The 13,643-nt window shown below is 70.2% G+C and carries 15 protein-coding genes; 7 read left to right on the top strand and 8 right to left on the bottom strand.

The window, feature by feature from the left end:
- Both BLQ63_RS26050 and BLQ63_RS26045 read right to left on the bottom strand, forming a co-directional pair.
- Complete coding sequence (locus BLQ63_RS26050; RefSeq protein WP_091040467.1) at window positions 1-237, bottom strand: mersacidin/lichenicidin family type 2 lantibiotic; 237 nt, start codon at window positions 235-237, stop codon at window positions 1-3.
- 19 nt (window positions 238-256) lie between these two features.
- Complete coding sequence (locus BLQ63_RS26045; RefSeq protein WP_091040466.1) at window positions 257-487, bottom strand: mersacidin/lichenicidin family type 2 lantibiotic; 231 nt, start codon at window positions 485-487, stop codon at window positions 257-259.
- A 530-nt stretch (window positions 488-1,017) separates the two neighbouring features.
- On the opposite strand from BLQ63_RS26045, the gene BLQ63_RS26040 reads away from it, so the two are divergent.
- From BLQ63_RS26040 to BLQ63_RS26025, 4 genes are all read left to right on the top strand, one after another.
- On the top strand, window positions 1,018-1,812 hold the full coding sequence (locus BLQ63_RS26040; protein WP_177155116.1) for an AfsR/SARP family transcriptional regulator: 795 nt from the start codon (window positions 1,018-1,020) through the stop codon (window positions 1,810-1,812).
- Between the two features lie 230 nt (window positions 1,813-2,042).
- The gene (locus tag BLQ63_RS26035) at window positions 2,043-4,268 is read left to right on the top strand and encodes an MMPL family transporter (protein WP_091040464.1); all 2,226 of its coding nucleotides are present in this window, start codon (window positions 2,043-2,045) and stop codon (window positions 4,266-4,268) included.
- Between the two features lie 34 nt (window positions 4,269-4,302).
- A complete protein-coding gene (locus tag BLQ63_RS26030; protein ID WP_218125513.1) occupies window positions 4,303-5,637 on the top strand; it encodes a sensor histidine kinase in 1,335 nt (444 codons plus the stop codon).
- A complete protein-coding gene (locus tag BLQ63_RS26025; RefSeq protein ID WP_091040462.1) occupies window positions 5,634-6,305 on the top strand; it encodes a response regulator in 672 nt (223 codons plus the stop codon). Before BLQ63_RS26030 ends, BLQ63_RS26025 begins: the two co-directional genes overlap by 4 nt.
- 186 nt (window positions 6,306-6,491) lie before the next feature.
- On the opposite strand, the gene BLQ63_RS26020 is transcribed toward BLQ63_RS26025, so the two are convergent.
- Genes BLQ63_RS26020 through BLQ63_RS26000 form a run of 5 tightly spaced genes read right to left on the bottom strand, consistent with a single transcriptional unit; the run spans window position 6,492 to window position 11,194 of the window.
- Entirely contained in the window at window positions 6,492-7,166 is a 675-nt protein-coding gene (locus BLQ63_RS26020) for a FadR/GntR family transcriptional regulator (RefSeq protein WP_177155115.1), read from the bottom strand.
- A gap of 11 nt (window positions 7,167-7,177) precedes the next feature.
- Window positions 7,178-8,086, bottom strand: coding sequence for a dihydrodipicolinate synthase family protein (locus BLQ63_RS26015; RefSeq protein ID WP_091040460.1), 909 nt, complete (start codon window positions 8,084-8,086; stop codon window positions 7,178-7,180).
- 22 nt (window positions 8,087-8,108) lie between these two features.
- Window positions 8,109-8,990, bottom strand: coding sequence for a carbohydrate ABC transporter permease (locus tag BLQ63_RS26010; RefSeq protein WP_091040459.1), 882 nt, complete (start codon window positions 8,988-8,990; stop codon window positions 8,109-8,111).
- Window positions 8,987-9,937 (bottom strand): carbohydrate ABC transporter permease, encoded by a 951-nt coding sequence (locus tag BLQ63_RS26005; protein WP_143015103.1) that lies wholly within the window; start codon window positions 9,935-9,937, stop codon window positions 8,987-8,989. Before BLQ63_RS26005 ends, BLQ63_RS26010 begins: the two co-directional genes overlap by 4 nt.
- Before the next feature lie 3 nt (window positions 9,938-9,940).
- Window positions 9,941-11,194, bottom strand: a complete 1,254-nt coding sequence (locus tag BLQ63_RS26000) for an ABC transporter substrate-binding protein (RefSeq protein ID WP_091040457.1) — start codon at window positions 11,192-11,194, stop codon at window positions 9,941-9,943.
- A 235-nt stretch (window positions 11,195-11,429) separates the two neighbouring features.
- On the opposite strand from BLQ63_RS26000, the gene BLQ63_RS25995 reads away from it, so the two are divergent.
- The 3 genes from BLQ63_RS25995 to BLQ63_RS25985 all read left to right on the top strand — a co-directional run bounded on the left by BLQ63_RS25995 (window position 11,430) and on the right by BLQ63_RS25985 (window position 13,210).
- A complete protein-coding gene (locus BLQ63_RS25995; protein WP_091040456.1) occupies window positions 11,430-12,026 on the top strand; it encodes a class I SAM-dependent methyltransferase in 597 nt (198 codons plus the stop codon).
- 105 nt (window positions 12,027-12,131) lie between these two features.
- On the top strand, window positions 12,132-12,329 hold the full coding sequence (locus tag BLQ63_RS25990) for a hypothetical protein (protein ID WP_143015102.1): 198 nt from the start codon (window positions 12,132-12,134) through the stop codon (window positions 12,327-12,329).
- The gene (locus BLQ63_RS25985; RefSeq protein ID WP_091040454.1) at window positions 12,326-13,210 is read left to right on the top strand and encodes an arginase family protein; all 885 of its coding nucleotides are present in this window, start codon (window positions 12,326-12,328) and stop codon (window positions 13,208-13,210) included. Before BLQ63_RS25990 ends, BLQ63_RS25985 begins: the two co-directional genes overlap by 4 nt.
- Before the next feature lie 84 nt (window positions 13,211-13,294).
- Here BLQ63_RS25985 and BLQ63_RS25980 read toward each other — a convergent pair.
- The coding region (locus BLQ63_RS25980) for an RICIN domain-containing protein (RefSeq protein ID WP_143015101.1) at window positions 13,295-13,643 on the bottom strand (349 nt) is incomplete at its 5' end.

Below are 13,643 nucleotides of genomic sequence, written 5' to 3'. Positions count from 1 at the left end.
CTAGTCGCAGACGTACTTGGGGCTGCAGAGCGAGCCGCAGACCGTCCACCCGGAGTACCAGGGCAGGCACCAGCAGCAGCCGAAGGTGCCCATGTGCTGGGTTCCGGCGGCGCCGCCGACCGAGGTCAGGGAGAGCTCGCTGACTTCGGTGAGTTCGGTGCCGGCGGGGTGCTCCGGAGCGTCGTCCCCGAGGGAGCGACGGTATTCCGGTTCTTTCCAGGAGCGAACGATGTCCATACAGGTGTTCCTTTCGGGGTCAGCAGCAGCCGCGGGTGCCCATTTGGCAGCTGCCGCACAGGGTCCCGGTCGGCGAGCAGACGGTGACGGTGAGGGCGATGGTGGCGGTGACGCAACCCCAGGTGGAGCCGCCGGCGATCGAGCCGACGGCGTCGTCGTTGAGGTCCACCAGGCCCGCGGGGTTGTTCTGGGCGTCTTCGCCCAGCTCACGGCGGTATTCGGGGTCTTTCCAGGCACGTGTGGTCTTCAAGGCTGAAGACCTCCTTCTGAGGTAAGGTGGTTCGGTCACGATTCCGGTCAAGGATTCGTGGGAGGGGATGGACTTCCGGTCAAGGAAATTGGGTCCATCCCCATCTGTGTCCGTTCGGGCCGGTCACTGCGCATCGCGGATCGGGGCCCGAGCCGACGAGATACATCGTCTGGTGTGACAGCACTAAAAACGCAACAGTCTCGCATCAAGGGCCCGTTCGCCGGGGCTGCCGGGTTCGGCCTGCACAGCGGGCCCGCCGCCGTCGGCGCGGTCGGTATTCCGGCAATCGACCGCCTATTCAACGCGCTGAAGCAATAGTCCGATGTGAGCGGTTTCCGATCAATGAGCGCGATCGTCCCCTCGCCGGCGGCACCGGCGAGTCCCGCGGCGAGCCGATCGGCTCATCTTGAGACAGAAGTGGTGTACTCGGGTGCAGCGTGAGCAATGATCCAGAGGTGGACATGCGCCAGGCCTCACCGCCGCTGTACGGAGCAAGGTGGAAGAGTTCGGATCTCACCTCGACGAACCGGGTGACGATCGTTCTCGCGGGCTCGGTGAAGCTGGTCGGACGACGGGCGATCGCCCCCTCTCCGATGCGCTGCCGGGCCATGCTCGCCGCGCTCGCGCTGCAGCCGAATCGGATGGTCTCCTACGATCGCCTCGCGGAGATGCTGTGGGACGAGCCGATCGAGTCGGCCCGGTCGAACCTGCGAACGCTGGCCACCGGCATTCGCTCGGCGATAGTGGAGGCCAAGATCTCGTCGTCGGTCGCGTTGACGACGCACCGGGCGTCCCACGGAGGGATCGGCGGCTACTCGCTCGCGGTGCGGGAAGAGCAGGTCGACCTGCTCCTCGCCATCGTCCTCAAGCAGCGGGCGAAGGAGCTCATCGGCACTGATCCGCTGCGGGCGAAGCAATTGTGCGAGGACGCGATCGCACTGGGGACCGGCACGTTCGGGCCGGACCTTCCCGCGACGCTCTGGTTCCAGCGGCAGCAGGAGCGCTTCGCGAGGCTCCACGATTCGCTGAATCTCCTGCACCGGTGCCTGTCGATGATGGTCGGCGAATACGGCGACGAGTCGGCCAACTGCGATCTCTTCCGGGAGTCGGAGCCGAGCAGCGTCGCCACCGAGTTGAGCGCCATCCAGCTGTACTGCCAGGGATTCGTCGCGGAGGCGCTGGAGCAGATCAGCCAGGCGTCCAAGCGGTACCGGGAGATCGGCCTCGACCTCCCCGACTCCTCGCGCCGGGTCCAGATGGAGATCCTCAACGACGACAAGGGCGCGATCATCGAGGCGATCCGCAGCCGCGCCTCGAGCATCTAGGGCGAGGTCGCCGCTGACGCGGGCGGCCGCATCAGCGTCGGCGCGGACCCTCCACGCGCTTCATCGCGCCGTTCCACGCCCCGTGGCCGACTGGTACCACGGTCCCATCGCGGCGCGAAGGATTCCCCTGCGGTCCCAGTGAATCGGGCGCGCCCGCTCGTAGGTTCGGTCGCGGATGCCGCGGAAGGCGGGCGGCATCGGATCGTCCCTTCCGATTGGAGCACCCGCACATGGCCACCTTCCTCTACCGGCTCGGCAGGGGGTCCCTGCGTCTGCGATGGCTCGTCCTCGCCGTATGGGTTCTCATCGCCGCGGGCGCGGGCGCCGCCGCCGTCGCCCTGCAACAGGAGACCAATCCCGAGTTCGTCCTCCCGGGCACCGAGTCCCAGGAGGCCTTCGACCTGCTCGAGGAGCGCTTCCCCGAGATGAGCGCCGACGGGGCCTCCGCCAAGATCGTCTTCGCCTCCGAGGACGGCGAGGCCCTGACGGCCGGGACCCATGCCGCGGTCGTCGAGGGGCTGACCGCGGTCATGGAGGACTCGCCGCAGGTCGTGTCGGTGAACAGCCCCTTCGCGACCGGCCCGGACGGCGAGCCGATCGGCCTGCTGTCGGCCGAGGACCAGACCATCGGCGTCCTCCAGGTGTCCTATACCGTCCCGTCGAAGGAGCTCGACGAGTCCGCTGTCGACTACCTCGAGGGCGCGGTCGCCGACGCCGGGGGCCAGGGGGTCCGGATCGAGGTCGGCGGCGACGTCCTCGAGGAGTCCGGCGGGCCGCCCGCGACCGAGGTCATCGGCGTCGGCGTCGCGCTGATCGTCCTGGTGCTCACGTTCGGCGCCTTCCTGAGCGCCGGGCTGCCGATCCTGACGGCGCTCCTGGGCATCGGCATCACCTCGTTCGGCATCTCGGCCGCGACCTCCTTCCTGGACGTCAACGACTCCACCGGCATCCTCGCGATCATGATCGGCCTCGCCGTCGGCATCGACTACGCGCTGTTCATCCTCTCGCGCTACCGCTCAGAACTGGCCGAGGACGGCCGCGTCGGGGACCGGCAGGCGCAGGCCGAGGCGATGGGCCGCGCCGTCGGCACCGCGGGCTCGGCCGTGGTCTTCGCGGGGCTGACGGTCGTCATCGCCCTGCTCGGCCTGGCGGTGGTGAACATCCCGTTCCTGACCCAGATGGCCACCGCCGCGGCCATCAGCGTGGCGCTCGCTGTGGTCATCGCCGTGACGCTCCTGCCGGCCTTCGGAGGCGTCCTCGGCGGAAAGGTCTTCTCGAGGCGCCAGCGGCGCCGCATCGCCGAGGGCGTCCACGAGGCCAGGCCCAACGGCGGCAGGAGGTGGGCCGGGTTCGTCACCCGCCATCCGATCCTGGTCGGCCTGGTGGGGATCGTCGGCCTGGGCGTCATCGCCGTCCCCGCAACCGATCTCGAACTGAGCATGTCGGCCGATGCCGCCTCGGACACCACCGCGGGCCGCGCCGCCGACCTCATCGACGAGGGCTTCGGCGACGGCTACAACGGGCAGCTCCTGATCGTCGGCGACCTCGCAGGCGGCGTCGACCCGATGGCCGCGGCCCGGAGCGTCACCGACGAACTGGGCGCGGTCGACGGGATCGCGACGGTCGGCCAGGCCGTCCCGAACCAGGCCGGCGACACCGTTCTCGTCGCCGTCATCCCCGAGACCGGGCCCGCCGACGCCGCCACCACCGAACTCGTCCACGCCATCCGCGACGCCCTCGCCGGCGACGCGGACGCGGCCTGGTCGGTCACCGGCTCGACCGCGATGAGCATCGACATCTCCGACGGCCTCAGCGACGCGCTCATCCCCTACCTGGCCCTCGTGGTCGCGCTCGCGGCGCTCATCCTGATGCTGGTGTTCCGCTCGATCCTGGTGCCGCTCATGGCGACCCTCGGATTCGTGCTCAGCGTCTGCGCGGCGCTGGGCGCTCTGGTGGCGGTCTTCCAGTGGGGCTGGGGCGCCGAGTTGATCGGCGTCGAAGACCCCGGCCCGATCATGTCGATGATGCCGATCCTCATGATCGGCCTCGTGTTCGGCCTGGCCATGGACTACCAGATCTTCCTGGTGACGCGGGTGCGCGAAGCGTACGTCCACGGCGCGAGCCCGAAGCAGGCCATCGTGGACGGCTACGGCCACTCCTCGCGGGTCGTGGTCGCCGCCGCGCTCATCATGATCAGCGTGTTCGGCGCGTTCATCCTCAGCGGCGAGTCGTTCATCGCCTCGATGGGCTTCGGCCTGACCATGGCCGTCCTCTTCGACGCGGTCGTCGTCCGCATGGCGATCATCCCGGCGGTCATGGCGCTCATCGGCCGGAACTCGTGGCGTATGCCGAAGTGGCTGAACCGGATCCTCCCGAACGTCGACGTCGAGGGCGAGCAGCTCCAGCGGCACCTCGCCGAGGACGGCGAGGGAAAGCTCGTCTCCGCGGAGAACTAGCAGGACGGGGGGCCGGGCGTACACAATGACGACCATGAGCCATGAAACCGCGGTCGAGGCTCCGCGGGCCGCGCCCCTGGAGCCCGGCTCGCCGGCCCCGCAGGCGCCGCTGGACCGCATCGCGCGGGTCCAGCGGCGCCTGCGCGACTTCGACCGGCGGCGGCCGTGGGCGCTCGATCTGCTCGTGATGGCCCTCGTCGCCGCGATCACCCTCCCCGACCTGCTGCTCGACGGCGACAGCGTGGGCCCTTTCAAACCCGGCGCCAACGCGTACGCCCGCGAGTCCCTGCCCGTTCTCGTGCCGTACGCGGTCACCGCGGTGCTGGTGGCGGCCCTGTGGTGGCGCCGTCGCCATCCGGGCGTCGTCGCCCTGGTCGTCTCCACCGTCGTCTTCACGCAGTGGTGGATCGGCCTGTGGCAGCCCTCGGCCGTCAGCGTCCTCATCGCCCTGTACACCTTGGCCTCGCTGGGCCGGTTGAAGGTCCTCGCCTGGATGACCGCGATCGTCGCCGCGCACACGGTCGTCGTGATCACGGTCGTGCAGGAGGTCGACCAGCCGCTGCTGGGGCTGTTCTTCATGTTCGGCGCCGTGACCGCCGCGGTCGCCCTGGGATTGACCGTCCGCATCCGAAGGCTCTACACGGCCGCCCTCGAAGAGCGCGCACGGCGGCTCGAAGTCGAACGCGACCAGCGCGAGCGCCTCATCGCCGCGGCCGAGCGCTCGCGCATCGCCCGGGAGATGCACGACATCCTCGGCCACAACCTCTCGGTCATGGTGACCCTCGCAGACGGGGCCGCCACCCTCGCCGAGAATCGGAACGAGCCGTCGGCCGAGACGCTGCGCCTCCTCGGCGAGACCGGCCGCGAGGCCATGGACGAGCTCCGGCGCGTCCTCGGCGTCCTGCGCGCCGAAGGGCGCGACCCCCGCTCGCTCGGCCCGCAGCCGGGCGTCGGGGACCTCGAAACGCTGCTCGAGCGCGTCCGCGCGGCCGGCCTGATCGTCACCTGCCGCACCTCGGGGCACCTCGACCAGCTCGGTTCCGGGGTGCAGCTGACGGTCTTCCGGATCGTCCAGGAAGCCCTGACGAATACGCTCAAGCACGCCGGCGCCCCGGCGGTCGCCGCGGTGACGCTGTCCGCCGACGCGGGCCAGGTCCACATCAGGGTCGTGGACTCCGGCGGCGGCGCGCGCGGCCGCGAGCGACGCGAACCCGGTCACGGCCTCATCGGCATCCGCCAGAGGGCCGCCCTGTACGGCGGGACGGTCACCATCGGCCCCCGCGAGAGCGGCAGCGGCTGGGTCGTCGACGTGGTGCTCGAGCGGTCGGCGGCCGGCGCCCCGCATGGAACAGGAGCGTTCTCGTCATGATCACCGTGCTCGTCGCCGACGACCAGCCGATGCAGCGCCTCGGCCTGCGCATGTTGTTGCAGGGCACCGACGGTCTCGAACCGATCGGCGAGGCCACCGGCGGGGCCGAGGCCGTGCGGATGGCCGCGCACCTGCGGCCGGACGTGGTGCTCATGGACGTCCGGATGCCCGGTATGGACGGTCTGGAGGCGACCCGCCGGATCGTCGCCTCGGGCGGTCGCACCCGGGTGCTCATCGTCACGACCTTCGACCTCGACGAGTACGCCCACGACGGACTGCGGGCCGGCGCGAGCGGGTTCCTGCTCAAGGACGCCCGCGTCGAGGAGCTCGTGGCGGGCATCCGCGCGGTGGCCGCCGGCGATGCGGTGGTCGCCCCCAGTCTGACCCGGCGCCTGCTCGACGCCTATGCGCACCAGGTGCTCGCCTCGACCGCCGAGGCCCCCGGCGAGGCCGATCCGCGGCTGCGGGACTTGAGCGAGCGCGAACTCGAGGTGCTGGTGCTGATCGGCCAGGGCCTGTCGAACGCCGAGATCACCGAGCGGCTCGTGCTGACCGAGTCGACCGTGAAGAAGCACGTCGGCAAGGTGCTCGCGAAGATCGGGGCCCGCGACCGCGTGCAGGCGGTCATCGCCGCCTACGACGCGGGTCTGGTCAAACCCAAGCTCTGACGAGTGTTCCGGCCGGTCGAGATCCGGCGCCGGTGTTCGGCGGCCTGCGCCTCGCGCTCCATCGGGCCGCGCTGCTGGAGCCGGGCGGCGCACTTCGGCGGGCCCCGAGCCGATCTGAGCCGGCCCCGGGGCCTCTCGCCACGCACGGCGGTGACCGGGAACGTCACGACGCCCCGGTGCCGCCGTTCAGGAATCGCCGAGTGCGGCGACCCGCCTGCGGAGGTCGTCGAAGTGCTCGTGCATGCGCCGGGAGGCGAGTTCCTCGTCCTGTGCCATCAGCGCTTCGATGATCCGCGCGTGCACCACCCCGCGGTGCGGAGCGGGCGCCGCCAAGCGGTCGCCGGCCTCCCGGCAGAGTTCGCCGAAGAGGCGCCAGAACAGGTCGATGAGGTTGTCGACGAGCGGATTCCGCAGACCCGAGTAGAGCGTGCGGTGGAACTCCTCGTCCAGCTCCTGGTAGTCCTCGCCGCGCTCGTCGCACTCGATCATCTCCCGCGCGAGCGCCGCGCAGCGCCGCAGCTCCTCGTCGAGACCCGCCCTCGCCACGGCGGGCATCAGCCCGGCCTCCATCGCCTCGCGGGCGGTGAGCACCTCGGCCACGGCCGTGCCGGGCCCGGCCAGTCCGTACGGCAGCTGCTCGATGATCGGCTTGAACGAGAACTCCGACACGAAGAGCCCGTTGCCGTGCTGGGCCTCGATCACGCCGAGCGTCTGGAGGCTGCGCGTCGCCTCACGCAGCGAGATGCGGCTGACGCCGAGCTCGGCCGCGAGGTTGGCTTCGCTGGGGAGTCGCGCGCCGGCGGCCAGACCGTGCTCGCGAATGTAGTCGCGCAGTTTGCGCTGGGCGACAAGGTAGATCATCCCGCCCGGTCTCATGCTCGGGCCGCCTCGTCCACATCGGCGAGCGCGGTGCGCAGCTCGGGGACGAGACGGTCGATGACCGCGCGATCGGCGTCGCCCGCCGGCCCCCACACGCCGCGCGCCGGGCCGATGTCGGGCCCGAGCCGGTTCATGAGCTCCTTCACGAAGCCGGGCCCCGTCGCGACTCGGGCGATGTCGCGGAACGGCTTGTGCAGTGCGTAGGCGCGGGCGGTCTCACCGCGGTCGAAGGCGCCCACCACGGCGTGCGCGATGGGCGCCAGCGCGTTGTACAGGCTGCCGATCGCCGCTCCCGTGCCGAGCGCGAGCGCCGCCGGGAGCAGCTCGTCCCGTCCGAAGTAGACCCGCACGTCCGGGCGAGCCTCGAAGACGGCGTCGAGCTCCATGAGGTCCTCGTCGGTGAACTTCACGGCGTCGAGCGTCGGGATCTCCGGTGCCGCGGCCGCCAGAATGTCGCTCGGCCGCTGCGTCGAGCCGGTCATCGACGGGATCTGGTAGTAGCAGAACGGCACGTCGCCCGCCGCGTCGGCGACCTCGGCGAGCCACCGAACCGTGTGCGCGAGCGTCGACGCCTGGCCGTAGAAGGGGGCGACGCTCGAGACGAGGTCGACGCCGAGCCCCGCCGCGTGAGCGGCCAGCTCGCGGGTGGGTTCCAGGGGGAGCCCGCCCACCTGGACGCCGATCCCGAAACCCTCCGGGCGCGCCCGCACCCAGGCTTCGAGGATCGCCACGCGCTCATCGACCGTCAGGAACGGGAACTCGCCGCTCGTGCCGTTGACGAAAGCGCCCCGCACGCCGATCGAACGCAGATGCTCGACCTGCTCGGGGATGCGCGAGACCTCCACGCGACCGTTCCCGTCGTAGGGAGCCAACGACGCCGCCCAGAACTCGAACCGGCTCATGAACCATCCTTTCGTGCGTGAATCACGCTTTCGTCGCGCCGTCAGTGAGCCCGGCGACGATGTACCGCTGCAAGAAGATGAACGCCGCGATCACCGGAAGGGCGACGACCGCGGAGACCGCCATCAGGTCGTTCCACCGCACCCCGAACTCGTTCGTGATCTCGGCGAGGACGATGGTGATCGGCTGGATGCCCTCGCTGGTGGCGAGCGACAGCCCGAAGACGAACTCGCCCCAGGCGCCCAGGAAGCTGACCACCGCGACGGTGACGACGCCCGGAACGGAGATCGGCAGGGTGATGCGCAGGAACGAGGTCAGCTCGTTGCACCCGTCGATCTTCGCCGCCTCGACCACTTCCGCCGGGACGCCGAGGAAGTACGGGCGCAGGATCGTGACCGCCAGCGGCACGGCCAGCGCGCAGTTCGCGATGATCAGCCCCAGGTAGGAGTTGACCAGGCCCGCGCTGCTGAACAGCACGAACATCGGCAGGGCCAGGTTGACCGACGGCACCATCTGCACGATGAGCATCAGCATCATCACGACGCCGACGCCGCGCACCCGGAACTTCGCCAGGCCGTACGCCGCGGGCAGGGCGAGGACCAGGGTGACCACGGTCGTGCCGACCGCGATGATCGCGCTGTTGGCCAGCCCCCGGGCGATGTCCGGGTCGCTGAAGACCGCACGCGAGTAGGACTCGACGGTCGGCGGGAGCGGGATCAGATCCGGCGGCACGCGGAAGATCGCGTCGCTCGTCTTCAGCGAGGTGACGACCATCCAGTAGACGGGGATGAGGTAGACGAACGTGGCGACGACGCCTGCCGTCGCGAGCCGTCTGCGGGTCACCTGGTCCCGCCGCGAGCCGGTCGGCCGCTGCGGGGCCGCCGTCCGCGTCGCTGTGGCGCTCATGCGGCGGTCTCCTTTCGCAGGGTCCGGAAGTAGGCGACGGACAGGGCGATCGGCACGATCATCAGGACCGTCGTCGCGACCGAGGCGGTGTCGAAGCGGGAGAACTCGAAGGCCTCGTTGTACGCGTAGACCGGCAGCGTCGCGGTGGCGCCCCCGGGCCCGCCCGCGGTCATGAGGAAGATCGTGTCGAAGGTCTTGAACGTGTAGATGAAGATCAGCAGCAGCGCGGCGAGCGACACCGGCCGCAGCTGCGGCAGCGTGACGAACCGGAACTGCTGCCACGGCGAGGCGCCGTCGATGCGGGCGGCCTCGTACAGCCCCTTCGGGATCCCCTGGAGTCCCGCCGACAGCAGGATCATCGCGAACGGCGCGAAGCTCCAGGCGGTGGCGAAGACGACCGCCGCGATCGCGGTGACCTGCTGGCCGAGCCAGAAGAGGTCGCCTTCGAGGAACTCGAGCGCGCGCAGCAGCGCGTTGAGCAGGCCGTAGCTGCCGTCCAGCAGCCACCGCCACACGTTCGCGCTCACCACCGTGGGCAGCACCCACGCGACGAGGATGAGCGCCCGCATCACGTTGCGCCCGCGGAAGTCGCGGCGCAGCAGCAGCGCGAGGCCGAGCCCGATCGCGAAGGTGAGCGCCACACTGCTCGCGGCGTAGACGATCGAGATGAAGCCCGAGTACCAGAAGCGCGAGCGGGAGAACTGGTCGATGTAGTTGTCGAGGCCGACCCATTGGGCGCCGCCCTGGATGACCTCGCGCAGGCCGACGTCGTAGAAGCTCTGCAGGACGCTGTACAGGAGCGGGTAGACGACGGTCGCCCCGACGAAGACCACGGCGGGCAGCATGAAGAGCGCGGGGGCCAGCAGGCGTCGCGCCCGCCCCCTCCCGCGGCCGGGTCGGGCCGGCCGCGGAGGGGCGTCGATGCGGGGAGCAGCGGCGACGGACACGGATCAGTTCCCCAATGCCTCGTCGATCGCCGCCTGCGCTTCCGCGGCGGCGTCGGCGGGCGCCGCCGAACCGCTGATCACGGCCTGGAGCGCCTGCTGGACGATGGTGAGCGCCTCATTGGACTTCTCGGCCAGGTCCCCGGTCGGCGCCCAGGAGTTCACGAGCTGGTCGGCGAAGACGGCCCGGACCGGGTCGGTCACCGCCCCGGGCACGTCGTCGCGGGCGGGGAGCTTGTTGCGCTCCGGAAGGTATTCCTCCAGCACGCTCGGCTGCTGCATCCACTCGATGAGGTCCCATGCGGCGTCCGCGTCGCCGCTGCCGGCGCCGATCGTGAGGTTCTCCGCGGACAGGTAGGTCGCCTCCGTGGCGTCGGCGGGCAGCGGCGCCACGTTCCAGGTCATGTCCGGGGCGTTCTCGCGGACGACGTTGACGGCGCTGGCGGAGTTGATCGCCATGCCGGCCTCCCCGTTGGTGAACGACGCCATCGCGTCGTCCTCGTTCCAGGTGAGGAACCCTTCGGACATGCCGCCCGAGGCGGTCATGCGCTGGAGGGACTCGAGGGCGGCGACGCCCGGGTCGCCGCCGAAGTCGGCGAGGTCGCCGCCGGCGGCCAGGGTGCGCAGCAGGACGCCCGTCGCCCCTTCGGCGCCTTCGATGCCGGACATGGCCAGCCCGTACGACGCGGCCCCGCTCTCGGCGATCGCCGCCGCGGCGGCTTCCATCTCGTCCCACGTCGTCGGCACTTCGACGCCGGCCTCGGCGAGGATCTCCTCGTTGTAGTAGAGCGCGTAGTCGTCGGCGAGGTGGGGAATGCCGTAGGTCGCGCCGTCGACTTGGCCGGTCTCCCAACCGGTCTCGTAGTAGGCGTCCTGTTCGCCCCACTCGTCGGCGTAGGCGCTGAGGTCCTCGATGACGCCGGCCTGGGCCATCTGCGACGTGTCGAAGGCGTTGATGAGGGCGACGTCGGGCAGGTCGCCGGCCGCCGCCTGCTGCTGGAGGGTGCGGTTGAAGTCGTCGTAGGGGATGAAGCGCGGCTCGACTTCGACGCCCGTCTCCTCGGTGTACCGGGCGAGCATCGCCTCGAGGGGAACGCCGTGGGGATCGCCGTAGTAGTGCCAGAACGTGACGACGCCGTCCCCGTCGTCGCCGCCGCCGTCGGTCCCGGAGCCGAGGCCGCCGCAGGCGGCGAGCGAGACGGTCGCGGACACCGCCGTCAGCGCCACGGCCGTTCGGCGGAAGGTTCGCTTCCTCGTCATTGCATTCCTCCAAGAGTTGCTTCGTCGAAACCCGAGATCGAGCTAGTAGATCAGATATCTAACATCTCGTCAATCCTTGAAGCCCCTCGAATGCCGAAACCAGGGGATGTCCAGGTCAGAGGCGAGCGCGGGCTCGGTCTCTTCATTGCTCCCTGCGCGGACGGGAGGGGACGCGAACCCAGCCCGAACAGTGGAACTGCGAGACTGTCTCGGTGTTGAGGCGAGGAGACAACAAATGTTCGACGTCGAGCGCTGGCGCCTTCTGAGAGACGACGAGGCCAGGGACGCGGAGTCGTGGGCCCGAATCTGCGACGAGTACGGGCGCCTGGGCAGGCGCCCGTACGCCGAACGGAAGATCCGCTATCAGGTTGCGAGCGAATGGATGCGCCGTGAAGGCCTGGCCGACCACCACACGGTGGTCGACGTCGGGGCCGGCTGGACCGAGCTCGACTTCTGCCTGCGCACCGAACACGAGTGGAGGGGCAGGTACGTCCCCGTCGACGGCTGGCTGGACGGAACCGGCCTGGACAGCTGGTCCCCCGCCCGGTCGTTCGAATGGTTCGTCGCCCTTGAGATCCTCGAACACCTGCACGACCCGTTCAGGCTGCTCCGGGAGCTGATGAAGAGCGCCACGGCGGGGGTCGTGGTCACGACGCCCAACCCCTTCGTCCACGACCTGTCCCTCGATCCCACCCACATCACCCCGATCACTCAGGAGATGCTGGAGGACTTCGGCTTGACGACCTCGCTCCACAACCTCTACGGAGATCCGGACGACGGCATCGCGGGAGTGTGGCGCAGCGACCACCATGAGGGTCCGATCGGATGCTGAGCCGGTGCGAACACGTACGGATTCGGTCGGGGCGGCATCGACCACCGCGATCGGTTGAGCGGTCGACGGGCGGGTATTCCCTCGGTTCCTAGCAGAGGGGGAATGATGCCTGACCGGCATGCGACCGACCACGACGGCAGTGAGCAGCAGCGCGATTCTCGGGAGGGCGAGCACTTCGGGTTGACTCCCGAGGAGGAGCGCCGGGGCACGCCGCTCCAGCAGGAGGCCGCCGGCGACGTTCCGCGGGTCGAGGGCGACCAGGACGAACCCGTCCCGGACGGACCGGCCCCCGGCGAATCGTGATCACCGCTGACTGGTTCCTGCTAGGTGCGCCGTGGGACTGCTCGGGGTCCGGCCGTGGCGAGCAGGCGGCTCCGGCGGCGCTGCGCGCGGCGGGCCTGGCCGCCCTGGTGCACCGCGACCTGGGCGATGCCGCCTGCACGATCGACGGCCTCGAACGAGACGCGCACACCGGGGTGCTCGCGCTCCCGCATGCGCTGCGCGCAGCGCATGCGCTCGCCGAAGCCCTGGAACACGCCCTGCGGGACCAGACGGGACTGCGGCCCTTGGTGGTCGGCGGCGACTGCTCCATACTGCTGGGGATCATCCCGGCCCTGCGCCGGTCGGTGGGCCCGGTGGGGCTGTGGTTCCTGGACGGGCACCCGGACTACTCGGACGGCCCGGGCTCGGAGACCGGGGAGACCGCGGACATGGAGCTCGCGGTGCTGACCGACGACGGAGCGGATCCGCTCGTCGAACTGGCCGGGTCGGTGCCGATGGTTCCGGCGAGCGCGGTGGTCATGCTCGGCCACCGCTCGAGCGGTCTGGACGCGGCCTCGGTCCGCGAGCTCGCCCGGGTTCCCTCAGCGCTGCAACGCATCGACGCCGAGACCATCGCGACCGATCCGGCGGCCGCAGGGCGTGCCGCCTCCCTGCTGCCGGAGCCCGACCGGCGGATGTGGCTGCATCTGGACGTCGACGTGCTGGACGGCGAAGCGCTGCCCGCGGTGAGCTATCCGCAGCCGGGCGGCCTCGACTGGGCGCAGCTCGCGGCGGTGATGGAACCTCTCGCACGGTCCCGGCGGCTTCTCGGCGTCAGCGTCGCGGACTTCCGACCCGACCTGGACCCGACCGGCGAACACGCGGCGCAGATCCGGGACCTCCTGGAGCACGTCCTGCCGTAGACGAGACGGACGGCGGAGGTGACGGCGGATGCCGCCCGGGAAACGACCATGTCTCCCGGGCGGCATCCGTGTGTGTTTCCTGATCTACAGGTTCCAGCGTTGGTTGGTGCCGCCGTGGCAGGCCCAGAGCTGGACCAGAGCGCCGTTAGCCGCCGAAGCACCCGCGACGTCCAGGCACAACCCCGACTGCGCGTTCGTGATCGAACCGTTCGCATTCACGTTCCACCGCTGATTCGCACCACCGTGACACGACCAGATGATCGCCGCCGTCCCGTTCGCACTACTCCCGCCCGAAGCGTCCAGACACTTCCGAGACCCACCCGAATAGACCGACAACTCACCGGCCGCCGTATGCGTCCACTGCTGATTCGCCCCCGTCCAACAGTCATAGATCTGCACCTGCGTACCGTTCACCGTCGACTGATTCGGCACA

It is taken from the genome of Glycomyces harbinensis, from assembly GCF_900101745.1.
Lineage (GTDB): Bacteria > Actinomycetota > Actinomycetes > Mycobacteriales > Micromonosporaceae > Glycomyces > Glycomyces harbinensis.
This window is presented reverse-complemented; position numbering and strand designations above follow the sequence as displayed.

What these genes read in the sequence shown, in the direction of transcription:
- BLQ63_RS26050 (WP_091040467.1), bottom strand. Translation starts at nt 237, where the DNA reads ATGGACATCGTTCGCTCCTGGAAAGAACCGGAATACCGTCGCTCCCTC.
- BLQ63_RS26035 (WP_091040464.1), top strand. Translation starts at nt 2,043, where the DNA reads ATGGCCACCTTCCTCTACCGGCTCGGCAGGGGGTCCCTGCGTCTGCGA.
- BLQ63_RS26030 (WP_218125513.1), top strand. Translation starts at nt 4,303, where the DNA reads ATGAGCCATGAAACCGCGGTCGAGGCTCCGCGGGCCGCGCCCCTGGAG.
- BLQ63_RS26025 (WP_091040462.1), top strand. Translation starts at nt 5,634, where the DNA reads ATGATCACCGTGCTCGTCGCCGACGACCAGCCGATGCAGCGCCTCGGC.
- BLQ63_RS26020 (WP_177155115.1), bottom strand. Translation starts at nt 7,166, where the DNA reads ATGATCTACCTTGTCGCCCAGCGCAAACTGCGCGACTACATTCGCGAG.
- BLQ63_RS26015 (WP_091040460.1), bottom strand. Translation starts at nt 8,086, where the DNA reads ATGAGCCGGTTCGAGTTCTGGGCGGCGTCGTTGGCTCCCTACGACGGG.
- BLQ63_RS26010 (WP_091040459.1), bottom strand. Translation starts at nt 8,990, where the DNA reads ATGAGCGCCACAGCGACGCGGACGGCGGCCCCGCAGCGGCCGACCGGC.
- BLQ63_RS26000 (WP_091040457.1), bottom strand. Translation starts at nt 11,194, where the DNA reads ATGACGAGGAAGCGAACCTTCCGCCGAACGGCCGTGGCGCTGACGGCG.
- BLQ63_RS25995 (WP_091040456.1), top strand. Translation starts at nt 11,430, where the DNA reads ATGTTCGACGTCGAGCGCTGGCGCCTTCTGAGAGACGACGAGGCCAGG.
- BLQ63_RS25990 (WP_143015102.1), top strand. Translation starts at nt 12,132, where the DNA reads ATGCCTGACCGGCATGCGACCGACCACGACGGCAGTGAGCAGCAGCGC.